Genomic DNA, 25,233 nt, shown 5'->3' with positions numbered 1-25,233 from the left:
CCTGACGTTATGACGGTAGAGATTGGCCATTTGGCGCTGGTGCTGGCCTTCGCGCTGGCGGTTGTACAGGCAACGGTTCCGATGCTGGGCGCACGCCTGGGCGATGCCCGGCTCATGGCAATGGCGGCGCCCACGGCAATGGCCGGCTTCGCGCTGGTCACCCTGTCGTTCTGCTCGCTCGTTGCCGCCTATGTTACGTCCGATTTTTCGGTCGCGAATGTCTGGCAAAACTCCCATTCGCTGAAACCGATGCTTTACAAGGTCACCGGCACATGGGGAAACCATGAGGGCTCGATGCTCTTGTGGGTGCTTATCCTTGTGCTGTTTGGCGCGCTCGTCGCCATGTTCAGCTCAAATCTGCCTGCCACTCTGCGCGCCAATGTGATCGCTGTTCAGGGCTGGATCGGCGCTGCTTTTCTGCTGTTCATTCTTGCGACGTCCAACCCCTTCGTGCGGCTCGATCCAGCGCCGATCGAGGGACGCGACCTCAATCCGATCTTGCAGGACATCGGCCTCGCGGTACATCCGCCGCTGCTTTATCTCGGCTATGTCGGATTCTCGATCAGCTTCTCTTTTGCCGTAGCTGCGCTGATAGAGGGACGCATAGACGCGGCATGGGCACGATGGGTAAGGCCTTGGGTGCTCGCGGCCTGGGTATTCCTGACTGGCGGTATCGCGATGGGTTCCTACTGGGCCTATTACGAGCTGGGCTGGGGCGGTTTCTGGTTCTGGGACCCGGTCGAAAACGCTTCCTTCATGCCATGGCTCGCGGGCACGGCGCTGCTGCATTCGGCGCTGGTGATGGAGCGGCGTTCGGCTCTTAAAATATGGACTGTTCTGTTGGCGGTTCTGACCTTCTCGTTGTCTCTTCTGGGCACTTTCCTCGTCAGATCTGGTGTGCTCACCTCCGTGCACGCCTTTGCGACCGACCCGGCACGTGGCGTGTTCATCCTTATCATCCTGGGCATCTTTATCGGTGGCGCCCTCACACTCTTTGCGCTGCGCGCGTCTGAGCTGAAAGCGGGCGGTATCTTCCAGCCGATTTCGCGCGAAGGCGCACTTGTCCTCAACAATCTCTTTCTGTCGACCGCGACCGCGACGGTGCTGATCGGCACACTCTATCCGTTGGTTATCGAGGCTTTGACCGGCGACAAGATTTCCGTCGGCGCGCCGTTCTTCAACCTGACCTTTGGCCTGCTGATGGTGCCGCTGCTCGTAATCGTGCCCTTCGGCCCGCTGCTCGCGTGGAAGCGGGGCGACCTTTCCGCTGTTTCGCAGCGCCTCTTTGCCGCGCTTGGCATCGGTCTTGCCATTGCGCTGGTGAGCCTCGTCTTCATCGACCGGGTGTCTGTCTTCGCTGCTCTCGGCTGTGGATTGGCGGCATGGTTGATTGCCGGGTCGGTCACCGATCTGGCTTTCAAATCGGGATATCCCAAGGTCGGCGCAGCCGTAGCAATACGCAGGCTGATGGGCCTTCCCGGCGCGGCCTTCGGCACTGTCTTTGCTCATGCCGGCCTCGGCGTGACACTGCTGGGGCTGGTGTCGGTGACCGCGCTCGAGGTCGAGAAATTCGTGACAATGAAACCGGGCGAGACACTGGATGTTGCCGGTCTTGTGCTGAACTTCGACGGAATGATGCCATTGCGTGGTGCGAATTTCGTTGAAGATCAGGCGCGGTTCTCGATCGCCGGCGCAGATGGCAAGTCGCTTGGCGAGATCGTCTCGGCCAAACGCGTCTATACCGCGCGGCGCATGCCGACGACGGAGGCCGGTATCCGTACCTTTGGATTCAGCCAGCTCTACGTTTCGGTAGGCGACCCGACCGAGGATGGCGGCATCGTTGTGCGCGTATGGTGGAAGCCGAATGTGACGCTCATCTGGCTGGGCGCGGTTGTGATGATGGTCGGCGGGGTCTTTTCGCTGGCGGATCGTCGGCTGCGCATCGGTGCCCCGGCCGCCCGACGCAGACAATCCGAGCGTCCGGCATGACGAGGCTCTTGCGCGCCGCCATGCTGTCGCTAGCGCTGGCAGCATCGACCGCACCGGCATTTGCCGTCCTGCCGGACGAGGTTCTGGATGACCCTGCACTGGAGGAAAGGGCTCGCGATCTATCAGTGTTGCTGCGCTGCATGGTCTGCCAGAACCAGTCGATCGACGATTCCGATGCGGAACTCGCTCGCGACCTGCGCGTGCTGGTGCGCGAGCGGCTGGTGGCCGGCGACACCGATGATGAGGTGATAGCCTACATCGTTTCGCGCTATGGCGAATTCGTTCTGTTGCGCCCGCGTTTCAACTACCGCAATGCACTTCTGTGGGGTGCGCCGCTGCTTCTTCTGGTTGCCGGCGGCATTGCAATCGCGATTCGCGCCCGCAAGCCGGCACAGTCCAGGGCGGCGCCGCTGGATGCTGTCGAACAGAAGAAGCTCGACGACATACTTAAAAGCTAAATATCTGTATTCATTGTCCTATGCGCTCTTCAAGGGTATTGAGAGGCTGCGAGCACTGCACGTGACATTACAAAATTGTCATGTCCCGGAAATGGCTGCGTAATGTAGCCGCAACTATCTGTCTTGTCCGAACGGTGGCGAAGCTGCGCCACCCAACGATCAAGAGGACAAGACAGCAATGGACACTCCCACTCCAGTCTCCCGAAAAACCCGACGTTCCCGCCTGCTGGCTGCGGTCGCTTCGCTTGCGATTGCCGGCGCAATCGGATTCGGCGCTGCAACCACCGGCACCAGCCCGGTCCTGGCCGAAGCAGTCCGGGTTGAGTCGGACCAGCAGATCACGGGCTTTGCCGATGTCGTCGAACGCGTGTCGCCGGCCGTGGTGAGCGTGCGCGTGTCGGCGCGCATGGCACCCGCTTCCGACAGCGGCCCAGGTGGTTTCTTCTTCGACTTCCCCGGATTTGAAGACCTCCCCAAGGATCATCCGCTGAACCGTTTCTTCCGCGAATTTCGCGGTGAGCGCGGTCCCGATGCGAACCCGCGGTTCCGCGACCGTCCAAACCGCGCACGCCCGTCCTCGCAGGGCTCGGGCTTCTTCATTTCCGAGGACGGCTATCTCGTCACCAACAATCATGTGGTGGAAGGTGGTTCCGATTTCACGGTCGTTATGGACGATGGCACGGAATTGTCGGCCAAGCTCGTCGGCACAGACCCGCGCACCGATCTCGCCGTACTGAAGGTCGAGGAGGCGCGTGAGTTTACCTATGTCGCCTTCGCGGACGACACGAAGGTCCGCGTCGGCGACTGGGTTGTCGCAGTCGGCAACCCCTTCGGCCTTGGCGGCACTGTGACCGCAGGCATCGTTTCTGCCCGCGGCCGCGACATCGGCGCCGGCCCATACGACGATTTCATTCAGATCGATGCTGCCGTAAACCGCGGCAATTCCGGTGGTCCGGCCTTCAACCTCAGCGGCGAAGTCGTTGGCATCAACACAGCGATCTTCTCGCCCTCCGGCGGCAATGTCGGCATTGCCTTTGCGATTCCCGCATCAGTTGCCCAGGATGTTGTTACCGGCCTCATTGAAGACGGGACGATCGACCGTGGCTGGCTTGGCGTGCAGATCCAGGATGTGAGTGCCGATATCGCTGAATCGCTTGGCCTCGATGAAGCCAAGGGTGCGCTGGTTTCCGAAGCGCAGCCCGACAGCCCGGCACTGAAGTCCGGCGTCAAGTCCGGCGACGTTATCGTCGCTGTCGACGGCAGGGATGTGAAATCGCCCCGCGAACTCGCACGAATGATCGGCAATCTGGATCCGGGTCAGGATGTCGAATTGACATTGTGGCGTGACGGGAAGGCGGAGACCGTGAGTGTGAAGCTCGGCGAAATGCCGGCAGCCCAGCAGGTCGCCGCGGCCGAACCGCAGGAACCCGATGCGGGTGACACGCTTGAAGGTTTCGGCCTCACGGTAACACCGGCCGAGGATGGCAACGGACTTGTCGTGACCGACGTATCGCCTGACGGCGAGGCTGCGGCACGCGGCATTCAGGCCGGCGACGTGATCGTTTCGGTCAACTCCAGGCAGATCAAGGCTGTTGCAGATGTGGACGAGGCTGTGAAGGCCGCGACCGGCGCCGGCCGCAAGGCGGTCCTGTTCCAGGTGCAGCGTGATGCTGCAAACCGCTTTGTCGCACTGCCTGTCGGTCAGGGCTAGTCCACCGGAATGCGGCTCCGGCCGGCGGTCTCAACGACCCCCGAACCGCCCTCGGAGCCGCATGGGAATCGGTGCGACAGTAGCCTCGTTCCGCCCGGTTCCAGCGGCAGCGGGTCCCATCACCCGCTGCCGTTTTCTTAGCCGGTCTGGCGCGGCACAATACAACATTTCGCTTATAGTGGCGCCATGAAGATTCTGGTTATCGAAGACGACAGGGAAGCTGCGGAGTATATCCGCAAGGCTTTCGACGAGGCAGGCCACACCGCCGACATCGCCGGTGACGGCGAAAGCGGCTACGCGATGGCCGAGGGCGGCGCCTATGACGTGCTCGTGGTCGACCGCATGCTGCCGCGCCGCGATGGCCTTTCCGTGATTTCGCAGTTGCGTACCGGCGGCGACAAGACCCCGGTTCTGATCCTCTCCGCGCTGGGTGAGGTCGATGACCGGGTAACGGGCCTTCGCGCCGGCGGCGATGACTATCTCACCAAACCCTACGCCTTTTCCGAGCTTCTCGCCCGCGTCGAGGCACTCAACCGGCGCGGCGCTTCCAAAGAGGTCGAGACCCAGTACAAGGTCGGCGATCTCGAGCTCGACCGGCTGGCTCACACGGTGCGCAGGGCAGGGCGCGATATCCTGCTTCAGCCGCGCGAGTTCCGCCTTCTTGAATATCTGATGCGCCACGCGGGCCAGGTCGTCACGCGCACCATGCTCCTGGAAAACGTCTGGGACTACCATTTCGATCCCCAGACCAACGTGATCGACGTGCATGTGTCGCGGCTGCGCGCCAAGATCGAGAAGGAATTCGATACGCCGGTTCTGCACACGGTGCGTGGTGCGGGCTACATGCTGAAGGGCGGTTGATGCCCTCCCTCCCGGCGATCATGAAGACCACGGCAGCGCGGCTGACCGCGCTCTATCTTGTGCTGTTTGCCGCCTGTGCGGTTGCGCTTGTCGTCTACATGACCTCGCTTTCGTCGCGCATGCTGGTGGCGCAGACGCGCGGCACCATCAGCGAGGAGGTCGCCGGACTGGCGGGCGCCTACCGGCGCGGTGGCCTGCCGCATCTGGTACGGGTCGTGGAGCAGCGCGCGCGCCAGCCCGGTGCGAACCTCTATCTCATCGCCGATCCCAACGGCCGTATCCTCACGGGCAACGTCGAAAGCCTCGCGCCCGGGGTCATCGACAATGTCGGCTGGACCGAGCGGCCATTCGTTTATCGCCGCTATGGCGAGCGCTCCAACCTGCTTGCGGGCGAAGGCTCGGAGCGCTCCGACCGTACGCCACGCCACAGCGCGTTGGCGATGGTCTTCAAGCTGCCGAACCAGATGCTTGTCTTGGTGGGGCGCGATCTGGTGGAGCCGCAGCGCTTCAACGACATCGTCCAGCGATCGATGGTTGTGGCGTTGGCGATGATGGGTATCGGGGCCTTTCTGATCTGGTTTTTTGTTGGCCGCCGGGCGCTGAAGCGCATCGACAATCTTTCGGAAGCGAGCCGCCGCATCATGGGTGGCGACCTGAATGGCCGGCTGCCGGTCTCCGGTTCCGGCGACGAGTTCGACAGGCTGTCTGAAAATCTGAACTCCATGCTCGGCCGGATTGCGCGGCTGAATGAGGGCCTGAAGCAGGTCTCCGACAACATTGCCCACGATCTGAAGACGCCGCTGACGCGGTTGCGCAATCGTGCGGAGTCGGTGCTGGGCGGCAAACGCTCAACGCGCGAATATCGCGAGGCGCTGGAAGCGACGATCGCCGAATCCGACCAGCTCATTCGCACCTTCAACGCAATCCTGATGATTTCCCGCCTCGAAGCGGGTAAGTCGACGGAGGCTACGACAGAGGTCAATCTGGCCGAAACGGTCCGCGACGTCGTCGAACTTTACGAGCCCCTTGCGGAGGATCAGGGTGTTGCTTTGTCCGCTTCCGTAGCTGTCGAAGCGGTGATTTCCGGCAATCGCGAACTGATCGGACAGGCACTGTCGAACATTGTCGACAACGCGATCAAATATTCAGCCAATGCAAATGACACGCCGCAGGTTTCAGTGGCGTTGAATGTCGAGGGAGCCGGCGTATCGCTGACGGTGCGTGACAACGGCCCGGGCGTTCCTGAGGCCGACCGGGAGCGCGCAACCGAACGCTTTGTGAGGCTTGAGGAAAGCCGCAGCATGCCGGGTGCCGGGCTTGGCCTCAGCCTTGCCAAGGCTGTGATGACGTTCCATCACGGAGAACTGTTGCTTGGTGATGCCGACCCCGGACTTGAGGTGAAGATGGTGTTCCCCCGAAGCGGAAAACCGAAGTGAGTTCCGCTCGCAAGAAGCAGGCGGGAGGTGCCGGTGCCTGGTTTGGCACCCCGCCCAAATCGTTGCGCCCGCTCGACGCGGACCATGCAGTTGAACAGCGTGAAGACCTGGCCGAGGCGGCAGGTGAGGCCGGTGCCGTGCAGCTGGCGGCATTGCTGGCCGGCGCTGACCCGCTCGCCGATTTCATTTCCGCGGCGATGGATCTGTCGCCATTTCTGCGTGGCTGCCTGAAGCGTGAGCCCTCCATTCTGGAGCGGCTGTTCGATACCAGTGTTGCGATGCGGCTGGCTGCCATCGACGCCGAGATCGCCGCTCTGGCCGATGGCGACGATCTCACCGAAACCGGGTTGATGCGCGGCTTGCGTGTCCTTAAGCGCGAAGCCCATGTGCTGATCGCGCTGGGCAACCTCGCGGGCGAAGTTGAGGCGCAAGAAACGACTGCCCGTCTCAGCCGGCTGGCCGACAATTGTGTCGGCGCCGCTATTCGTTTCCTGCTTCGTCAGGCGCACAAGGCCGGCAAGCTGCAACTGCCAGACCCGTCGGACCCGGAAAAAGATAGCGGCTGGATCGTCTTGGGTATGGGCAAGCTGGGCGCTTGCGAGCTGAATTTCTCGTCGGATATCGACCTGATCGTCTTCTTCGATCCAAACGCGCCCGCCATCGTCGACCGCTACGAAAGTGCCGACCATTTTGTGCGCATGACGCGGCAGCTGGTGCGTATCCTGCAGGACCGCACCGAGCACGGCTATGTGTTCCGCACCGATCTGCGGTTGAGGCCCGATCCCGGCTCCACGCCGCTGGCGATCCCGGTGGAAGCCGCGCTTCACTATTACGAAAGCCGCGGTCAGAATTGGGAACGCGCCGCCATGATCAAGGCGCGTGCGATTGCTGGTGACCTTAAGGCGGGTAAGGCTTTTCTGGCTGAGCTGCGGCCTTATGTCTGGCGCAAATATCTCGACTACGCGGCAATCGCCGACGTCCATTCCATCAAGCGGCAGATCCACGCCCACAAGGGCTTTGGCGACATCGCCGTGCGCGGCCACAACGTTAAACTCGGACGCGGCGGTATTCGCGAGATCGAGTTCTTCGTGCAGACGCAGCAACTGATTGCCGGCGGACGTTTCCCCGAGCTGCGCGGGCGCGAAACCACCGCGATGCTCATGGTGCTGGCCGAACGCGGCTGGATCAGCGACGAAGCGGCCGAGACCCTGACCAGCCAGTACTGGTTCCTCCGCGATGTCGAACACGCCATCCAGATTGTCGCCGACGAGCAGACCCACACGCTGCCCGAAGAAGACGAAGGTCTGGAGCGTGTGGCGCGCCTGCTGGGCTACCGGGATGCTGACGCGTTTTCAGACGTGTTCCGCAAGGCGCTGAAGCTTGTCGAAAGCCACTATGCCGCCCTGTTCGAGACCGCGCCGCAGCTGTCTTCCGGTATTGGCAATCTAGTGTTCACCGGCGAGGGCGATGACCCCGGCACCCTGCAGACGCTTTCCGAACTTGGCTTCGAGCGTGCGAGCGACATCAGCCGTGTCATCCGCACCTGGCACTATGGCCGCTACCGTGCCACCCAGTCCGCAGAGGCGCGCGAGCGATTGACGGAGCTCACACCGGCGCTGTTGCAGGCCTTTGGCGGCACCCGGCGGGCCGACGAGGCACTGCTGCGCTTCGACGAGTTTCTGGGTGGCCTGCCGGCGGGTATACAGCTCTTTTCGCTGCTGCACTCCAATCCAGGCTTATTGAAGCTGCTGGCCACCATAATGGGTGCCGCGCCCCGCCTGGCGGCCATCATCACGCGCCGCCCCCATGTTTTCGACGGTTTGCTGGACCCGGCGCTGCTTTCCGAGCTGCCCAGCAAGGCCTATCTCGATGAGCGGCTTACGGCCTTCCTGCAAGGAGCAACGCTGCACGAGGAGATTCTGGACCGCCTGCGTGTCTTCGCGGCCGAGCAGAAGTTCCTGATCGGCATGCGTTTGCTCACGGGTTCGATAGACGCCGCGCGTGCGGGCAAGGCCTTTTCCGATCTGGCCGACCTGACGATCGCGGCCGCGCTTGAAGCGGTCATGGCGGAATTTGCGCTGCGCCACGGCAAGGTGGCCGGCGGACGGATTGTCGTGCTTGGCATGGGCAAGCTCGGCAGCCGCGAGCTCACTGCCGGCTCCGACGTCGATCTGATCCTGCTCTACGAGCATGACGCCGACGCCGAATATTCCACCGGCGACAAGGAGTTGGCGCCGGCGCACTATTTCGCCCGGCTGACCCAGCGGCTCATCGCGGCGGTATCGGCTCCAACCGCCGAGGGCGTGCTCTACGAACTCGATCTCAGGCTGCGGCCGTCGGGCAACAAGGGGCCCGTGGCGACGCATGTCGATGCTTTTGGCAAGTACCAGCTGGAGCAAGCCGAAACCTGGGAACACATGGCGCTCACGCGTGCCCGCATCGTCGCTGGCGACCCGGAGCTGGCTGCGCGCGTCGAGGCGGAAATCGAGGCCGTCCTCGGATTGACGCGCGACCCCGCGAAAATCAGGCAGGAAGCCGCCGAAATGCGTAAGCTGATCGCGGAGGAAAAGCCGCCGCGCGACAACTGGGACATCAAGCTCATTGCGGGCGGTTTGATCGATCTGGAATTTGTGGCTCAGGTCGCGACTCTCACCGGACAGGTTGGCACCGAACATCGCCAGCCTTCGACCATCGAGACATTGTCGCGGCTGCGTGAATCGTTCGCGGACGCGCAAACCCGTGCCGATCTTGTCGCCGCACACAACTTGTACACAACGCTGTCGCAGATCATCCGGATCTGTCTCACAGGTCCGCTCGAACCGGAGGATGTGCCCCCAGGCCTCGCCGATCTGATGCTGGCCAGTACCGATTTGCCCGACATGGCCGTTCTTCAAAGCCATGTCGAAGAAACGTCGCGGAAGGTCGATATCCATTTCGGCCGGCTGCTGCGTGGGAAGATGGGTTGACGCGATGGGAAGCGCGACCGGTCTTCTCCAGCTGCATCGGGGGTTTTCGATGCATGGAGCAATGACATGAGAAAGTCAGTCAAACTGGCAATAGCCTTTGCAACTCTGGCCGGAATGGCCGGTTCGGTGGCCTACGCCAAGGAAGGCCCGCGACGCCATCACGGCCCGGGCGGTTTTGAGTTCGAGCGTGCAGACGCCGACAACAGCGGCGACATCACCTTCGAGGAATTCGCGGCTGCGATGAGCCAGCGCATCGGGTTTGCCGATGCCGACGCGAATTCCGATGGATCTTTGACGGTCGAGGAAATCGCCGCCGAAATGCAGCGTCAGCGTGAACGCAGGCGCGCCGAGCGCATGATCGAACGCTTCGATGCCGACGGTGACGGCGTGCTGTCTCTGGCGGAAATCGAGACCCATCAGCGCAAGGTGTTCGCACTGATGGACCGCAACGACGATGGTGTGGTTGCCGAGGATGAGCTTCCGCGCCGTGACCGCGGCAACCGTGAGCGCCGCCGCCGCAACTAGCTGCGAACCGCCCTGTCCGGCCGTCGCCGGGCAGGGCGCCCTTTCGGCTAGGCTGCCTTTTTGGCAGGCTTGGCGCGCGGTGCGATGCGTTTCCTGCGCGACGGCAGACGCACCGAGACGATGGTGCCGACCCCCTCGGTAGAGCGGATTTTCAGCGCGCCGCCATGGAGCTCTGCCAGCGACCGCGAAATAGCCAGCCCAAGCCCCGAACCCGTATGCGATTTGGTGAACTGGTTTTGAACCTGCTCGAACGGCCGGCCGAGGTTTTTGAGTGCATCCTTGGGGATGCCGCAGCCATTGTCCTCGATCGAAAGCACGACCGTCTTGCCCACCGCACGGGCGCGCAGCAGTACCCGGCCGCCTTCGCCGGTGAATTTTACGGCGTTTGAAAGCAGGTTGATGACGATCTGTTTTGCCGAGCGGCGGTCGGCATCGAGCTGAAGTTTGCTCGAGACCTGAGTGTCGATCGTGATGCCCTTTTCCTCCGCCTGCAGAGCCACCACCCTGACCGTCTCCAGGATGAGCGGCCTGAGATCGATCGCTTCCCGTTCGATCGAAAACTGCCCGGCCTCGATCTTCGACATGTCGAGAATGTCGTTGATGACGCCCAGCAGATAGGTGCCGCTGGTATTGATGTCGCTCGCATAGCCTTCGTATTTTTCCGAACCCAGCGGGCCGAACAGCCTCTGCTGCATGACTTCCGAGAAACCGATGATCGCGTTGAGGGGCGTACGCAGCTCATGCGACATGTTTGCGAGGAACTCGGATTTGGCCCGGTTGGCGGCTTCCGCGCGCTCGGTCTCGCGCATGCAATGCTTGTTCAGTTCCGCCAGCTCCGCTGCGCGCTGCTCCTCGGCCTTGCGTGCAAGACTGAGGTCGTGGATCGTCGCCATCAGCCTGCGCTCGCTATCGACCAGTTTTTCCTGATGCAGCTTGATCTGGGTGATGTCGGTACCGACGGAGACGGTGCTGCCGTCGCGCGTTTTCAGTTCATTCACCTGCATCCAGCGGCCGTCGCCGAGCTCGCGCTCGTGAATGGAGCCGCCCCGGTTCGCACTCGGATTTGGCAGGCGGCGGTCGGTTACGAATGCCGCCATGCGCTCTTCGATATCGGCACGCGCAGCGCCGGGCAGCACTTCCGATGCCGCCAGCCCGGCATCTTGCTGGAACTTGGTATTGCACATCACCAGGCGGTCGGATGCGTCCCACAGGACGAAGGACTCGGTGATGCTTTCGATCGCCGTTCTCAGCCGCATATCCGCCGCTTCGGAGCGCTGTGCGAGGTCACGCTGCTCCGAAACGTCGAGTGCAATTCCGACCAGGTGAATGTCGGAAGCTTCAGGATCGACCACCTGGGCGCGTGCGCGCATCCATATCCAGTGTCCGTCGGCATGGCGCATGCGAAAGACGCGGTCGATATGGTCTGTCTCGCGCGAGGCGATCCGGTTGGCGAAGTCGAACAGATTGCCGTCGCCGGGATGCATGATCTTGGCGACTTCGCCGAACGACAGCATTGCATCGCAGGGTTCGTAACCAAGCATGTCGAACATCGATTGCGACCAGTACATGCGCCCGCGCGACATATCCCAGTCCCACAGCCCACAGCGTCCGCGCACCAGCGCGAGATCTACCCGGTCGTGCGCCTTTTCGTAGAGCTTGTCGGCTTCCTGTGCCCGCGCCGCCTGACCGAAATACGCGTAAAGAATGATGAGCAGCAGCGATGAGGTCAGAACGAACAGCGTCACGTTCAGCGAAACCACCTTGTGCCATCCGGCGAGCACGGTGGAGCGCGGGACAAGTACAATGCCCGCTCCGCCGGTGCCGGAGCGGTCCAGCGCGGCAAACCAGGTTGCCCCCCCGATGTCGACTTCGAGAACGCCAGCGCGGGCACCGAACATGAACAGCGGCTGGCCACCGCGAATGATCTCGTCGAGGCCGCGGCCGACCCAGGCCTGGCCCGCATTGTTTGCCGCTGCGAGAACGAGCTCGCCGTCCGTCACGCCCAGCACGTAGCCGGGGCGTTCCAGCCCGTCGCGCGACAGCGCCTCGATCACGCTTTGACCGGCCGATGCAAGCGGCAGCTCGCTGCCGTCCCTGGCGGCAAGCGCCATGGCGATTGCGTTGGCGGTCAATCCGAGCATCGCCTTGCCGTCGCGCTCGACATCTTCGCGCAATGTGGAAAGCGACAGAACGCGCGAGGCAGCGATGACCAGCAGAAAAATGATGATGAGGGCAGGGATGGAGCGCCGGAACAGCGGTTCCGCGGCCAGCAGGCGTTTATAGGCGGGCGCTGCGATCATCTTGGCATTGCCCGTGAGCCGGCTTTCGGCCCGCCGAGCCCCGCTCAACAGGTTAGCAGCTATCGCAGCGGGCGCGCGCAACGCGTCCGTTCTGGCCATCGAAGGCTCTCCGCACAAATCCGATCCAAAAGCTGATCCGGTTACCCCTACGCCCGAATCGTCCCTAAAGAATCAGACGTGATTCGCGCTGTCCAGCCCCGCCCTCGATTTTTGTTGCGGCATCACGCCAGCGTGCGCTGCACGATGTCGGCCAGATCGCGCGAAAGCCCCTTTTTTGCGGCAATGCGGGAGAGCGTTTCGCGGGCCTTTGCCTGTCGCTTTGGCTCCAGCGAACGCCATGAGCGGAACGCCGTTGCAAGCCGGGCCGCAACCTGCGGGTTCTGGGCTTCGACTGCCAGAATAGCGTCGGCCACGAAAGCATAGCCACTGCCGTCCGCGGCGTTGAAGGCGGTCTGGTTGGCGCTGGCAAATGCACCGATCAGCGCCCTGACGCGGTTTGGGTTGTCCATCCTGAATCCACGGTGCTGCGCAAGTGTTGCAACGCGCTCCACCGTTTCGACCCCGGGTATCATCGCCTGCACCTGGAACCATTTGTCCATCACGATGGCGTCGCTACCGTAGCGCGCCTCGAATGCGCTAAGGGCCGCTTCCGTTTCCGGTGTCGCCGCGAACCGGTCTGCAAGCACGGCAAGCGCCGCGGCGCGGTCGGTCATGTTCGTCGCTACATGGAACTGTTCGGCCGCGCGTGCCGGGCTGCTGCTGGCGGCACTGCAATAATCGAGCAGCGTGTTGCGCAGCGCGCGCCTGCCGCTGCCTGCCGCATCCGGCACATAGGCGCCCGTGTCCGCCAGCCCGGCGTATAGTTCAGCAAATCGTTCGCCATTGTGTTCCGCTATGGCCGCGGCGAGACCGCGCCTGGCCTGCAGAATGGCATCGGGGTCGATGTTGGAGCCGATCTCCCGCGCAATGTCGGTTTCGGAGGGCAGCGACAGAAGCAGCGCGCGATAGTCGGGATCGAGCTCCTCGTCCGCGGCAATCTCGCCGGCAAGCACAAGCAGGTCCTTGCCGAATTTGGCCGGCTTGCCGCCCTTGGCCGCTTTGCTGGCGGCAATCAGCGTCTCCAGATAAAGCGTATTGAGTGCCTCCCAGCGCGCAAACGCATCGCCGTCGTGCCGGGCGAGAAACAGACGGTCATTCGCATTCTGCGCCGCTGCAAGTGTGACCGGCGCCGAAAAACCGCGATTGATCGACAGAACCGGCCGCTCTGCCACACCCTTGAAGCGCACCGTCTGCTTGCGTTTGTGCAGATGAATGATCGCGCCATCTGTTTCACCGCCGGCGGCAAGGTCCTGGCCGTCGGGGCCCACCAGCCCGAACGCCAGCGGAATGTGCATCACCCGCTTGCGGCTTTCTGACGGAGTCGGCGGCACTGATTGTTCGAGTTCGAGCACGAATTCCTGCGCAACTGCATCGTAGGAGGCGTTGACCGCGACATTCGGCGTGCCTGCCTGATGGTACCAGAGCGCGAACTGGGCAAGGTCCGCGCCCGACGCATCTTCGAATGCGGCGATGAAATCCTCGATCGTGACCGCCTGTCCGTCGTGGCGGTCGAAATAAAGATCCATCCCTTCCCGGAAACCGTCCTCTCCGACGATGGTGCGGATCATGCGGACGATCTCCGCACCTTTTTCATAGACGGTCGCGGTGTAGAAGTTGTTGATCTCGCGGTAGCGGCGCGGCCGCACGGGATGCGCGAGCGGCCCCTGATCTTCCGGAAACTGGTGCGCACGCAAAGTCCGCACGTCGCTGATGCGCTCCACGGCGCGCGAACGTTCGTCGGCGGTGAATTCCTGGTCGCGGTAAACCGTCAGGCCTTCCTTCAGGCAAAGCTGGAACCAGTCGCGGCAAGTGATTCTGTTACCGGTCCAATTGTGGAAATACTCATGCGCGATGATCGCCTCGATGCGGGCATAGTCGGCGTCTGTGGCGGTCTCTTTGTCGGCCAGTACATACTTGTCGTTGAAGATGTTGAGGCCCTTGTTCTCCATCGCGCCCATATTGAAGTCGGAAACGGCGACGATGTTGAACACATCGAGATCGTATTCGCGGCCGAACCGCTCTTCGTCCCAGCGCATCGAACGTTTCAGTGCATCCATCGCGAACGCGGCACGCGCTTCCTTGCCCTTTTCGACATAGATGCCGAGCGCCACTGCGCGCCCCGAAATTGTGGTGAAGCGGTCGTCGACCAGTCCAAGGTCGCCGGCAACAAGCGCGAACAGATATGACGGCTTGGGATGCGGGTCGTGCCACACGGCGAAATGCCTGCCGCCGCCAAGATCGCCCTGTTCGACCGGGTTGCCGTTTGACAGAAGCAGAGGCGCGGCATCGCGGGCCGCCTCGATGCGCACTGTGTAGACCGACAAAAGGTCAGGGCGGTCGAGGAAGTAGGTGATGCGGCGGAACCCCTCCGCCTCACATTGTGTGCAGAACACGCCGTTCGACTGATAAAGACCCGAGAGCGCCCTGTTTGCGGCCGGGTCGACGTCGGTTTCGATGCGCAGTTTGAAGCGCTTCGCCCGCGGCGGCGCTTTGATCGCAAGCCGGTCGGGCGCTACCTCGACATTGTCGAGATTGACGCGCGTGCCGTCGATTTCCAGCCCGGCGAGTTCGAGTCCGTCGCCGTCGAGAACAAGCGGCGCGTCGTCGGCTGTGCCCTGGCGCCGTTCGACCGTCAGCTCGGCGATCACGCGTGTCCGGTTGGGCGAGAGCCGGAAAGTCAGCTGCGTTTCGGGGATCAGGTAGTCTGTTTCCCGATAGTCCTCGAGACGAAATACCTGCCCGGTATCGGCAACCATGACTCACCTCGCAACATGCAGACCGGATTGGCCGTATCTGGCGCATTGAAAACAGCGGGCTGCCCTTTACATGAAAACCAGCCGGCGACAAAATTGACTTTGCATTTCCTCCCGCAGGCTCCGACTCCCGTAAGGTAGAACCGATGAATGTGATGACGCCGAAATTCGGAATGGGAGCATCCGTGCTTCGAAAAGAAGACGATGCCTTCATCACCGGCCGCGGCCGATATACCGACGACATCGCGCCGGACGGAGCCCTTTTCGGCTATGTTCTGCGCTCGCCGGTCGCAAAGGGTTCGTTTTCGATCACTTCAGTTGAGACTGCGCGCGAAGCCGAGGGCGTTCATCTGGTGCTGACCGGGGCCGATCTCGCTCACCTCGGCGATCTGGTTTCGCCCGCCATGCAGAAGCAGCCCGACGGCAGCAGGGCACCGACTCGCGATATCCCGATTCTATGCAGGGACCGGGTCCAGCACGTCGGCGACGCGATCGCCTTCATCGTCGCTGAGACGCGCGAACAGGCACAGGACGCCGCGGAACTGATAGAGGTGGATTTCGATCCCGGGGACGCGGCCGCCGATACCAGAACCGCGCTCGGTGCAGACTCACCGCTTGTCTGGCCCGAGCTCGGCTCGAACCGGGCATTCCAGTATCAGCTGGGTGACAAGGCGCTGACCGAAAAGGCATTCGCCGAAGCCGAACGCACTACCAAAATCGCATTTCTGAACAATCGGCTCGTCTGCAACTACATGGAGCCGCGCTCGGCCATTGGCGAATGGGTAGAGGCCGAAAACCGCTTTGTGCTTACCGCCGGCTCTCAGGGGGTCCATGGCATCCAGGGGTTCGTCTGTCGCTCGATGAAAATCGAGCCTGCGCAACTGCGTGTGGTCACGCCGGATGTCGGCGGCGGTTTCGGCCCCAAGAGCTTTGTCTATCGCGAGTATCCGCTCGTGCTCGAAGCGGCAAAGCGCCTTGGCCGTCCGGTCAAGTGGACGGGCGACCGTACCGAACATTTCCTGGAAGATGCGCAGGGCCGCGACAACTGGGTGGAAGCCGAAATGGCGATGGACAGTGAGGGGCGCTTCCTCGGGCTGCGCATCGACCTCACCGCCAATATCGGGGCCTATTGCCACCAGTTCGGGCCGTTCATTCCCTGGATGGGCGCCACCATGTCGACAGGGGTCTATGACATCAAGGCGCTCGATGTGCTGGTGACCGGCGTTTACACCAACACGGTCCCGGTCGACGCCTATCGCGGTGCCGGCCGTCCGGAAGCTGCCTTCCTGATCGAAAAGCTGGTCGACGCCTGCGCGCGCGACATGAAGCTGTCGCCCGACGAAATCAGGGCGCGCAATTTCATCAGGCCGGAACAGTTTCCCTACGGCACCCCGACCGGCCGCAATTATGACGTCGGCGAGTTTGAGGGCCACATGCGCCAGGCCATGGAGCGCGCCGACTGGGCGGGTTTCGACGAGCGCCTCAAGAAATCTGCCGCCGGCGGAAAGATCCGCGGCATCGGCATGGCGACTTACATCGAAGCATGCGCATTTGCCGGCTCGGAGCCCGCCAAGGTGCGTCTCGAAGAGGACGGCTCGGTGACAATCTTCATCGGCACCCAGTCGAACGGGCAGGGGCACGCGACCGCCTATGCCCAGTTTGTCGCCGACAAGCTGAACACGGATGTTTCGCGCATCAATCTGCGCCAGGGCGATACCGACGAACTCGCCAAGGGCGGTGGAACCGGCGGCTCCCGCTCGATCCCGCTGGGCGGCGTTTCGGCGGCACGCGCAGGCGAAGACCTGGCCGCCAAGATGCGCAAGATTGCAGCCGACGAGCTGGAAGCGGCGGAGGCCGATATCGAACTGGCCGGGGGCGAGGCGGTTGTCGTCGGCACCGACCGCAAAGTCACCTTCTCCGATATCGCCAGGGCGGCGAACTCGGCGGAAGACGTGACCGGGCTGGGCGAGTTCGTTCAGGAAGAGGCGACCTATCCAAACGGCACCCATATCTGCGAGGTCGAAATCGATCCCGACACGGGGATGCTCGAAATCGCGCGCTACACGATCGTCGACGATTTCGGCGCGACGGTGAACCCGCTGCTCCTCGCCGGCCAGGTGCATGGCGGCGTGGTTCAGGGCTTGGGCCAGGCGCTGACGGAGGAGACGGTGTTCTCCGAAGACGGTCAGCTGGTGACGGCGAGTTTCATGGACTACTCCATGCCGCGCGCCGATCTGACGCCGTTTATCGATTTCGAGACGCGCAACGTGCCGTCGACAACCAATGCCATGGGCATCAAGGGTGCCGGCGAAGCCGGCACGATCGGTGCCGCGCCCGCAGCCATCAATGCCGTGACTGATGCCCTCAACCGTGCCTTCGGTATCGGTCATATTGAAATGCCGGCGACGCCCATGCGCATCTGGCAGACCATTCAGGACCACCGGGCGGCCTGAACCAACAGCATGCGGCGATGCCGGCCCGAAGCGGGTCGCTGCGGGGAAGACGGGGATGCCAGAAGATAACGCCGGCGGTGGCACGATGGGTTTGCGCCCGGCGCTCGGCATACTGCTCAAAGTGCTGTCGGTGTCGGTTTTCGTCGGCATGTCGACGCTCATCAAATCCACCGGTGCCGTGCCGCCGGGGCAGATAGTGTTCTATCGCTCCGCCTTCGCTGTGATTCCAATCCTGATTTTGCTCGCCTTCCGCCGCGAGCTCTCGACGGCACTCCGCACCAGCCGTCCTGTCAGCCATATCGTCCGCGGCATTGTCGGTGTCAGTGCCATGGGTTGTGGTTTTTATGCGCTCACGCTGCTGCCGCTGCCGGAGGTGATCACCCTTGGTTACGCGCAGCCCCTGATCGTCGTTGCGCTGAGCGCGTTGATCGTCGGCGAAACGGTTCGGCTTTACCGCTGGTCGGCGGTCGTGGTTGGCCTCGCCGGTGTTATCGTGATCATCTGGCCGCGGCTGACGCTGTTTACCAGCGGCACGCCACTGGGTGACACCGAGGCGCTCGGGGTTGCCGCTGTGCTGGCATCGGCGGTCATTTCGGCATTCGCGATCATCATGGTCCGGCGCCTGGTGGCCACAGAGCGCTCGGGAACCATTGTGATCTGGTTCTCGCTGACGGCCAGCGTGGCCGGGTTGCTGACTTTGCCGTTCGGCTGGATTTCATTGTCGCAAACGCAGATTCTCGCCCTGATCGGGGCCGGAATTTGCGGTGGTGTCGGCCAGATACTGATGACTGAAAGTTACCGCCACGCCGACATGTCGACGGTTGCACCTTTCGAATATACCTCGATGGTGCTTGGCATCGCCGCCGGCTATGTTTTCTTCGGCGACCTGCCGACGCTGAACATGCTGGTCGGCGGGCTGATCGTGGTCGGCGCCGGCATGTTCATCATCTGGCGCGAAAGCCGCCTTGGCCTCGAACGAGGCAAGGCGCGGCGGGTTACGCCGCCGCAGTAGCACTACCGGCAAGAAATGCCCGCGTTGTGTCGTCGGCGGGGAAAAATGTCTCAATGGCGAGTTCGGAAAGCGTCACGTCGAGCGGCGTGCCGAAAACCGTGATCGTCGAGATGAAGGAGAGCGACAGGCCGCCGAGAGACAGCTTCAACGGCACCGCGATGTCGTGCGCTCCGTGGCGCTGCAGCGGTTTTGTCGATCTACCGGGATAGTTTCGCAGCTCGTCTTCCAGGTCACGCAGCGTCGCGTCGGCATACTGGTCGTTGAGCCGGGCAAGCCGGTCAAGCAGGTGGGCACGCCATTCGTCCAGATTGGCGATCAGCGGCGCCAAACCGCCGGGATGAAGGCTGATTCGCAGAACATTCATCGGTTCGTCCAGCAGCGACTTGTCTGCCACCAGGTCGAGAAACGGCATGATTGCGTCATTGCCCAGCACCAGGTTCCAGTGCCGGTCGACCGCGATGGCGGGGCTCGGCAGGTGCGCAGAAAGCACCAGCTGAACGGCATCGAGCGCGGGTTTCATCGGCTCGCTGTCGATGGGCTGCTCGGCGAAATGCGGGGCAAATCCGGCGGCGGTCAGAAGCCGGTTGCGTTGCCGCAGCGGCATGTCGAGCCGCTCCGATATCACCAGCGCCATATTGCGGGAGGGACGCGAGCGCCCGCTTTCCAGAAACGAGAGATGACGCTGTGAAATCTCGGCTTCAAGCGCCAGGTCGAGCTGGCTCATGCGGCGTTTCTTGCGCCATTCGCGGATGATTGTGCCTGGTTCGGGGGGCGTGTTTTTCATGCAGCCACCTTATCCGAAAATGTTGTTGAGACCATTACCTGATGGGTAATCGCTTTCATCCAGCGGCGATGGCAGGGTCCGCTCATTCGCCGGCAGCGGCCGGCCAGATCAACAAGGAGACCGCCATGAGCATTCAGATCAATTCTTACGTCCGCAATGTCCTCGCCCTCGATGCGTTGACGAGCGGTCTCGCCGGCATCGCGATGATTGCCGGAGCCGGCTTCATCTCTGGTCTTACCGCACTGCCATCGGGCCTGTTGTTCTGGGCCGGGGTGGTTCTGATGCCTTGGACGGCGGCTCTGCTGTATTTCTCCCGCCGCAGCTCGATGTCGCGGTTCGCCATGATCGACATTGTTGCGGTAAACGCTCTGTGGGTCGTGGCGAGCATCGGCATCCTCGTCACCGGAGCGGTGACACCCAACATGCTGGGTGTCGCTTTCGTAATTGCCCAGGCCGCCGCGGTGCTGCTGTTCACGGTGCTGCAGATGGGCGTACTGCGCGCTTCGGCGCAGCCGGCCTAGGTGCCGGCGCCTCTCAGCCGCATTTTGACTTCCAGGAAATCCCGCCACGCAAGCTTCTTGTGGGCGGGGTTTCTCAGCAGGTAGGCTGGATGCAGTGTCGGCATCGCCGCGACCTGCTTGCCGCCGGCCGTCGTGTGTTCCGCCCATTTGCCCCGCATGCGCATGATGCCGGTCTGGGTCTGAAGCAGCAGCTTGGTTGACGGGTTGCCCAGCGTCACCAGAACAGCCGGATCGACCAGCTCGATATGCCGCTCGATAAAGGGGCGGCATATTTCCGTTTCGAGCGGCGAGGGGTCGCGATTGCCCGGCGGACGCCATGGAATGACGTTGGAAATATAGGCGTTTGTCCTGTCGAGGCCGATCGCGGCCAGCATCCGGTCGAGCAGCTGGCCCGACCTGCCAACGAAGGGCAGACCCTGAATGTCCTCGTCGCGCCCCGGCGCTTCGCCGACCAGCATCAGTTTTGCCGCCGGGTTGCCGTCGGCAAATACAAGGTTCTTTGCAGTGGTCTTGAGGTTGCACCCGTCGAAGGAGGCGAGTGCCTGACGAAGCTCCTCGATTGTCTGCGCCTCGCGGGCCAGCGCCCGTGCGCGCATGGCCTGCTGCTCGTCGGGCACGGCGGCAGTAGCAGGCGCCCGCACGGGCGGCTGTGCGGTCTGCGGCTGGGTGCCGGAATTCGCCGGCTGCGCGGCTGCGGCCGGCGAAGGAGCGGCCTGTTCCGCAAACCGGTTGACGGCTGTCTCGCTCAGCGGCTCATCGTGACCGGCATCCGCGTAGAAGCGAAGCAGTTCTTCCGGATTGCCGGTATGATTTGGGTCGCTTGGCACCATGCCGGCACATTCTCGCCGCCAGCGCCCAAATGCAAGTTCACGAGAACGGTATCTGCGGATCTTGCAGAAGGTAAAACCGCTCGACCGGTGTGAAATCGGTGATGAAAAACCGAAACGATGCGTCTTCCATCGGGTCGACATGCCCGTCGCCGAATTCGAGCCGGTCATACGGTTCGAAATGCCGCTCGACGCTGGCGAAGGGATGCACGCCGATGTTGCCCGTATACGCCTGCCGCTGATCGAATGAGAGCCCGTCGCCGAAGGTGCTGGGTTTGCCGCGGATTTCTTCAAGCTCGAAGGCGAAGCCGATCCATGGCAACCCGCTGTTGTTCAGCGTCACCACGCGCAGATGCAACATCCCCGTAACCCGTTCGCCAACTCTGCCTGTCGGGCTGATCGGCGACGCGGCATAGATCGTCAGCACGGCAGGCTGTGGAGATGTGAGCTCCTGAACGATGACGATGGGGTCTGCGAGAGAACCGGCGCCCGACGCCGAAACGATGCGAAACCCGCCCAGTTCGTCCGAAAACGCGTAGGCGCCCGTATACCAGCGGCCATCATCCGCCGGACCGGCCCAGGCACTTGCGGCGGTTGCAACCAAAAGCGGCAATGTCAGACAGCGAAACATGGCGGCTCCGCTTTCATTCGCCACCAGTATGCGTCCAACCGGCCGATCGGCGGGCATCACAACCGCTTGAGCGGGCGCATCGCCATATTATTGACGTTTACGTCAACGGAATATAGGCATCGGCTCGATTGCCGTTCCTGGAACGGTGGGAGTTGAAAAGGCCGCGTTTCCTCTATAGCGCTGCCTGATGCGGACCTGCAGCCAGCGTCGCGGTGCGTGCAAGCGGAGGGATTGATGAGCGAAGTCGAACGCGAAAGCATGGAATTTGATGTCGTGATCGTGGGAGCCGGCCCGGCCGGGCTCAGTGCCGCGATCCGCCTCAAACAGCTCAATTCCGAGCTTTCCGTCGTGGTGCTTGAAAAGGGCGGCGAGGTCGGCGCCCACATTCTGTCCGGCGCGGTGGTGGACCCGATCGGCATCGACCGTCTGCTGCCGGACTGGCGCGACGACCCCGAGCATCCGTTGCGGACACCGGTAACTGACGATCATTTCCTGCTTCTGGGACCGGCCGGTTCGCTCAAACTGCCCAACTTCCTCATGCCGCCGCTGATGAACAATCACGGCAACTACATCGTCTCGCTCGGCAATGTCTGCAAATGGCTGGCCGCGCGCGCGGAAGCGCTGGGCGTCGAAATCTATCCCGGCTTTGCGGCCGCCGAAGTTCTCTACAATGACGATGGTGCTGTCATTGGCGTCGCTACCGGCGACATGGGCGTCGAGCGCGACGGCTCGCACGGTCCCAACTATGCGCCCGGTATGGCGCTGCTCGGCAAATACACGCTGATCGGCGAGGGTGTTCGCGGTTCGCTTGCCAAACAGCTGATGCAGAAGTTCAATCTCGGCGAAGGCCGTGAGCCGCAGAAATTCGGCATCGGGCTCAAGGAGCTGTGGGAAGTCGCGCCCGACAAGCACAAGCCCGGTCTCGTGCAGCATTCCTTCGGCTGGCCGCTCAAGTCGAACACCGGCGGCGGCTCGTTCCTCTATCATTTCGGCGACAATCTGGTCGCGGTCGGTTTTGTCGTTCACCTGAACTACAAGAACCCGTATCTGGCGCCGTTCCAGGAATTCCAGCGCTTCAAGACCCACCCGGCGATACGCGGCACATTCGAAGGCGGCAAGCGGGTGTCCTATGGCGCACGCGCCATCACCGAGGGCGGCTGGCAGTCTGTGCCGAAACTAACCTTTCCCGGCGGTGCGCTGGTGGGCTGCTCTGCCGGTTTCGTTAACGTGCCGCGCATCAAGGGCTCGCACAATGCGGTGCTGTCGGGCATGCAGGCGGCCGAACAGGTTGCCGCCGCACTGGCCGAAGGCCGCGCCCACGACGAACTCAGCGCCTATGAGGCGAACTGGCGTGCAACCGAGATCGGCAAGGATCTGAAGCGGGTCCGCAACGTAAAGCCGCTCTGGTCGCGCTGGGGTACCTTCCTCGGCGTCGGCATTGGCGGCTTCGACATGTGGTGCAACACGCTTTTCGGCTTTTCGCCATTCGGCACGCTGAAACACGGCAAGACCGACGCTGCCTCGCTCGAACCGGCATCGAAACACGAGAAGATCGACTATCCGAAGCCCGACGGCGTTTTGACCTTCGACCGGCTGTCATCCGTGTTTTTGTCGAACACCAATCACGAGGAAGACCAGCCGGTTCACCTTCAGGTCCAGGATCAGGAATTGCAGAAGGCATCCGAGCATGACGTGTTCGCCGGGCCTTCGACGCGTTATTGCCCGGCCGGCGTTTATGAGTGGGTCGACGCCGACGGCAACGCCGCTGCCGATCCTTCGGTCGCGGATGCGCGCTTCGTCATCAACGCGCAGAACTGCGTTCACTGCAAGACCTGCGACATCAAGGATCCCAATCAGAATATCAATTGGGTTCCGCCGCAGGGCGGCGAGGGACCGGTTTACCAGAACATGTAAGTGCTTCGCGGCGGGGGCGAGCTGTGGAAAGGCTTAGCCCATGAAGCTACACCTCGTGCTCAACCGCGATGGCGGCACCTTCGGCACGCTCGATATGGATGCGTTCCGTGCCACCGCGGACGCGCTGCTCGCTGCCTCCGGCCATGATGCGACATTCGATATCGTTGCCGGCGCCGAAATCGAAGCCGCGCTGGTGCGCGGAGCGGACAGGACCGGCATTGACGCGATGATCGCCGGCGGCGGCGATGGTACCGTCTCGGCTGCCGCGCGCGCCTGCTGGCAATCGGGCATGCCGCTCGGCGTGCTGCCTGCCGGGACAATGAACCTTTTTGCGCGCTCGCTGGGCCTTTTCCCGCTCGGTCTGGAGGCGGCACTTGCAGCGCTCGCGCGCTCTGAAATCGCACCCGCCGACATTTCCAGCGTTAATGGAAAGGGCTTTGTGCACCAGTTCGCGGCTGGCCTTCACCCCCGCATGGTGCGCTTTCGAAACCGCTACGATTACGCGACCCGGCTTGGGAAAATCCGCGCCAGCGTGCAGGCTGCCGTCGATGTGATCTTCGATCCGCCGACCTTTCAGGTCGACGCCAGTGTCGACGGCGCGAGCGAGCGCTCGACGGTCTCCATGATATCCGTATCCAACAACCCCTACGGCCCCGATCCGCTTATGTTTCAGGACCGGCTGGATACCGGCAGGCTTGGTTTTTACACCGCGCCGGCCTTGTCGCCGGCCGGGGTCGCGCGACTGGCGTTCGATATTCTGTCAGCCCGCCGGGATCGCAACCCGCATCTGACCGAGCGTCCGGCCGAAGCAGTCGCGCTCTCTTTCCCCCGCCACCGCAACAGTGCCAACATGGTGCTCGACGGCGAATTGCTGCCGCTGCCGCGTGAGGCTGACATCCGCATCCACCCTGGCGCGCTCAAGGTCTTGAGGCCGGTGAATGGTCCGACCGCCGATGCCCGCTAGTGCACAAGCGCGAAATCCATCAGGATCGGCAGGTGATCTGACGCGATCGGCGGTCCTCGCTCCATATGCGTCGGCGCGATCGCGCCCTTGACCAGCACCTGATCGAGCGGAAGACCGGCAACGCGGCGCAGCGCGTTCGGCATCCATGCTCTCAGCCATGTCGGGCCGGCAAGCCCCGCCGCCGCCAGTCCGCCGCCTGCGGCAAGCATGCGGGTCGTTTCGCTCCAGGGGGCGGCGTTGAAGTCGCCGGCCAGAAGCGCCGTTTCGCCGAGCCGGGCAAGGTCGCGTGCGTTCCATTGCGCCTGCGCATGCTGGTCGAATGGCCAAGGCCAGTGCAGGTGAAGCGCCGCGATATCGACGTTCCGGCCTTCGATCTCCAGCGTCGCGAATGCCAATAGCCCGTCGTCGACGCATTCCGCGCTGCCGGGCGCCACCGCGTAGCGCGAGAGGATCGCCACACCGCCCAGTCGCGATTCGCGTTCACAGACGATGCCATGCGGATATTGCGAGCGAAGCCGCGAAAGCTGTTCGATCCAGGCGGTTGAAACTTCCTGGAATGTCAGAATATCGGGCCCCGTCCGCGCGATTAGCTCGAACAGCCTGTCCGGTTCCCTGTTGTCGAAGCGCAGATTGGCTTGGAGCAGCCGGTGAGGTTCGCCGCCGGCCATTGCCGCGGCCGCCCCGAACCCGCCTTTCGGCCACAGCGCCCCGAAGGTCGCCGCCGACACGAGGGCCGCGGCTGCGGTTGCAAGCACGGCAAAGCGGCGCCGGCGCTTCGAAAACAACAGGGGCAGGGCGCACAGGACCGACAGCGAGGCAAGGTGCATCCGGAAATGCGATAGGGAGTCGAGCGCCGGGTGCAGCGCATTCGCCAGGCTCGTCAGTGCAAGCATGCCGGCCACCGCTGCCGTCCCCGCGAGCAGCCGCGCAATGACTGGTGCTGTCAATGTCAGAACGCGCTTCAAGCGAAACCGCTCATCCGGTTGGGCAGGAAACGCGCAGGCCGCGCAAACAAGGCCTTGGCGGTGT

The 25,233-nt window shown here is 62.8% G+C and carries 18 protein-coding genes; 12 read left to right on the top strand and 6 right to left on the bottom strand.

Features of this window, described 5'->3' with window-relative positions; translation table 11 throughout:
- Positions 1-9 precede the first annotated feature (9 nt).
- The 7 genes from EP165_RS18875 (at position 10) to EP165_RS18845 (ending at position 9,946) form a co-directional block, all read left to right on the top strand.
- On the top strand, positions 10-1,989 hold the full coding sequence (locus EP165_RS18875) for a heme lyase CcmF/NrfE family subunit (protein WP_127524410.1): 1,980 nt from the start codon (positions 10-12) through the stop codon (positions 1,987-1,989).
- Positions 1,986-2,447 (top strand): cytochrome c-type biogenesis protein, encoded by a 462-nt coding sequence (locus tag EP165_RS18870; RefSeq protein WP_127524409.1) that lies wholly within the window; start codon positions 1,986-1,988, stop codon positions 2,445-2,447. The genes EP165_RS18875 and EP165_RS18870 overlap by 4 nt, the downstream gene beginning before the upstream one ends.
- A gap of 178 nt (positions 2,448-2,625) precedes the next feature.
- Complete coding sequence (locus EP165_RS18865) at positions 2,626-4,158, top strand: Do family serine endopeptidase (RefSeq protein ID WP_127524408.1); 1,533 nt, start codon at positions 2,626-2,628, stop codon at positions 4,156-4,158.
- A 186-nt stretch (positions 4,159-4,344) separates the two neighbouring features.
- Complete coding sequence (locus tag EP165_RS18860; protein WP_127524407.1) at positions 4,345-5,019, top strand: response regulator transcription factor; 675 nt, start codon at positions 4,345-4,347, stop codon at positions 5,017-5,019.
- Positions 5,016-6,455, top strand: coding sequence for a sensor histidine kinase (locus tag EP165_RS18855; RefSeq protein WP_127524406.1), 1,440 nt, complete (start codon positions 5,016-5,018; stop codon positions 6,453-6,455). Before EP165_RS18860 ends, EP165_RS18855 begins: the two co-directional genes overlap by 4 nt.
- Positions 6,452-9,421 carry a bifunctional [glutamine synthetase] adenylyltransferase/[glutamine synthetase]-adenylyl-L-tyrosine phosphorylase gene (locus tag EP165_RS18850; protein ID WP_127524405.1) on the top strand — a complete coding sequence of 990 codons (2,970 nt, stop codon included), beginning with the start codon at positions 6,452-6,454 and terminating at the stop codon, positions 9,419-9,421. The genes EP165_RS18855 and EP165_RS18850 overlap by 4 nt, the downstream gene beginning before the upstream one ends.
- A 66-nt stretch (positions 9,422-9,487) precedes the next feature.
- Positions 9,488-9,946 carry an EF-hand domain-containing protein gene (locus tag EP165_RS18845; protein WP_127524404.1) on the top strand — a complete coding sequence of 153 codons (459 nt, stop codon included), beginning with the start codon at positions 9,488-9,490 and terminating at the stop codon, positions 9,944-9,946.
- Between the two features lie 47 nt (positions 9,947-9,993).
- Here the strand turns inward: EP165_RS18845 and EP165_RS18840 are convergent, their stop codons facing one another.
- A complete protein-coding gene (locus tag EP165_RS18840) occupies positions 9,994-12,345 on the bottom strand; it encodes an ATP-binding protein (protein WP_127524403.1) in 2,352 nt (783 codons plus the stop codon).
- A 122-nt stretch (positions 12,346-12,467) separates the two neighbouring features.
- The gene (gene pepN, locus EP165_RS18835; RefSeq protein ID WP_127524402.1) at positions 12,468-15,101 is read right to left on the bottom strand and encodes an aminopeptidase N; all 2,634 of its coding nucleotides are present in this window, start codon (positions 15,099-15,101) and stop codon (positions 12,468-12,470) included.
- Positions 15,102-15,244: 143 nt separating this feature from the next.
- On the opposite strand from pepN, the gene EP165_RS18830 reads away from it, so the two are divergent.
- Together EP165_RS18830 and EP165_RS18825 are read left to right on the top strand one after the other, a co-directional pair.
- Positions 15,245-17,551: a xanthine dehydrogenase family protein molybdopterin-binding subunit gene (locus EP165_RS18830; RefSeq protein WP_127524401.1), complete on the top strand. Its 2,307-nt coding sequence runs from the start codon at positions 15,245-15,247 to the stop codon at positions 17,549-17,551.
- Between the two features lie 55 nt (positions 17,552-17,606).
- A complete protein-coding gene (locus EP165_RS18825) occupies positions 17,607-18,563 on the top strand; it encodes a DMT family transporter (RefSeq protein ID WP_127524400.1) in 957 nt (318 codons plus the stop codon).
- Here EP165_RS18825 and EP165_RS18820 read toward each other — a convergent pair.
- A complete protein-coding gene (locus EP165_RS18820; protein WP_127524399.1) occupies positions 18,547-19,347 on the bottom strand; it encodes a helix-turn-helix domain-containing protein in 801 nt (266 codons plus the stop codon). The genes EP165_RS18825 and EP165_RS18820 overlap by 17 nt on opposite strands.
- A 125-nt stretch (positions 19,348-19,472) precedes the next feature.
- Here EP165_RS18820 and EP165_RS18815 point away from each other — a divergent pair, with 125 nt between their 5' ends.
- Positions 19,473-19,868, top strand: a complete 396-nt coding sequence (locus EP165_RS18815; RefSeq protein WP_127524398.1) for a hypothetical protein — start codon at positions 19,473-19,475, stop codon at positions 19,866-19,868.
- On the opposite strand, the gene EP165_RS18810 is transcribed toward EP165_RS18815, so the two are convergent.
- Complete coding sequence (locus EP165_RS18810; RefSeq protein ID WP_127524397.1) at positions 19,865-20,698, bottom strand: uracil-DNA glycosylase; 834 nt, start codon at positions 20,696-20,698, stop codon at positions 19,865-19,867. The genes EP165_RS18815 and EP165_RS18810 overlap by 4 nt on opposite strands.
- A gap of 37 nt (positions 20,699-20,735) precedes the next feature.
- Positions 20,736-21,326 (bottom strand): hypothetical protein, encoded by a 591-nt coding sequence (locus EP165_RS18805; protein WP_245440225.1) that lies wholly within the window; start codon positions 21,324-21,326, stop codon positions 20,736-20,738.
- 234 nt (positions 21,327-21,560) lie between these two features.
- Between EP165_RS18805 and EP165_RS18800 the strand changes: the two genes are divergently transcribed.
- Positions 21,561-23,240, top strand: a complete 1,680-nt coding sequence (locus tag EP165_RS18800; RefSeq protein ID WP_127524396.1) for an electron transfer flavoprotein-ubiquinone oxidoreductase — start codon at positions 21,561-21,563, stop codon at positions 23,238-23,240.
- 40 nt (positions 23,241-23,280) lie between these two features.
- The gene (locus EP165_RS18795) at positions 23,281-24,204 is read left to right on the top strand and encodes a diacylglycerol/lipid kinase family protein (RefSeq protein ID WP_127524395.1); all 924 of its coding nucleotides are present in this window, start codon (positions 23,281-23,283) and stop codon (positions 24,202-24,204) included.
- Here the strand turns inward: EP165_RS18795 and EP165_RS18790 are convergent.
- Entirely contained in the window at positions 24,201-25,097 is an 897-nt protein-coding gene (locus EP165_RS18790; RefSeq protein WP_164743098.1) for an endonuclease/exonuclease/phosphatase family protein, read from the bottom strand. The genes EP165_RS18795 and EP165_RS18790 overlap by 4 nt on opposite strands.
- Between the last annotated feature and the right edge of the window lie 136 nt (positions 25,098-25,233).

This window comes from Mesorhizobium sp. Z1-4 (assembly GCF_004000235.1).
Taxonomy (GTDB): domain Bacteria; phylum Pseudomonadota; class Alphaproteobacteria; order Rhizobiales; family Rhizobiaceae; genus RCIO01.
Note: the sequence above shows the minus strand (reverse complement) of the source record. Positions and strands in the feature narration are given on the sequence as shown.

Coding starts and splice junctions, on each gene's coding strand:
- EP165_RS18875 (WP_127524410.1), top strand. CDS start 10: ATGACGGTAGAGATTGGCCATTTGGCGCTGGTGCTGGCCTTCGCGCTG.
- EP165_RS18870 (WP_127524409.1), top strand. CDS start 1,986: ATGACGAGGCTCTTGCGCGCCGCCATGCTGTCGCTAGCGCTGGCAGCA.
- EP165_RS18865 (WP_127524408.1), top strand. CDS start 2,626: ATGGACACTCCCACTCCAGTCTCCCGAAAAACCCGACGTTCCCGCCTG.
- EP165_RS18860 (WP_127524407.1), top strand. CDS start 4,345: ATGAAGATTCTGGTTATCGAAGACGACAGGGAAGCTGCGGAGTATATC.
- EP165_RS18845 (WP_127524404.1), top strand. CDS start 9,488: ATGAGAAAGTCAGTCAAACTGGCAATAGCCTTTGCAACTCTGGCCGGA.
- EP165_RS18840 (WP_127524403.1), bottom strand. CDS start 12,345: ATGGCCAGAACGGACGCGTTGCGCGCGCCCGCTGCGATAGCTGCTAAC.
- pepN (WP_127524402.1), bottom strand. CDS start 15,101: ATGGTTGCCGATACCGGGCAGGTATTTCGTCTCGAGGACTATCGGGAA.
- EP165_RS18830 (WP_127524401.1), top strand. CDS start 15,245: ATGAATGTGATGACGCCGAAATTCGGAATGGGAGCATCCGTGCTTCGA.
- EP165_RS18825 (WP_127524400.1), top strand. CDS start 17,607: ATGCCAGAAGATAACGCCGGCGGTGGCACGATGGGTTTGCGCCCGGCG.
- EP165_RS18820 (WP_127524399.1), bottom strand. CDS start 19,347: ATGAAAAACACGCCCCCCGAACCAGGCACAATCATCCGCGAATGGCGC.
- EP165_RS18815 (WP_127524398.1), top strand. CDS start 19,473: ATGAGCATTCAGATCAATTCTTACGTCCGCAATGTCCTCGCCCTCGAT.
- EP165_RS18810 (WP_127524397.1), bottom strand. CDS start 20,698: ATGGTGCCAAGCGACCCAAATCATACCGGCAATCCGGAAGAACTGCTT.
- EP165_RS18805 (WP_245440225.1), bottom strand. CDS start 21,326: ATGTTTCGCTGTCTGACATTGCCGCTTTTGGTTGCAACCGCCGCAAGT.
- EP165_RS18800 (WP_127524396.1), top strand. CDS start 21,561: ATGAGCGAAGTCGAACGCGAAAGCATGGAATTTGATGTCGTGATCGTG.
- EP165_RS18795 (WP_127524395.1), top strand. CDS start 23,281: ATGAAGCTACACCTCGTGCTCAACCGCGATGGCGGCACCTTCGGCACG.
- EP165_RS18790 (WP_164743098.1), bottom strand. CDS start 25,097: ATGCTTGCACTGACGAGCCTGGCGAATGCGCTGCACCCGGCGCTCGAC.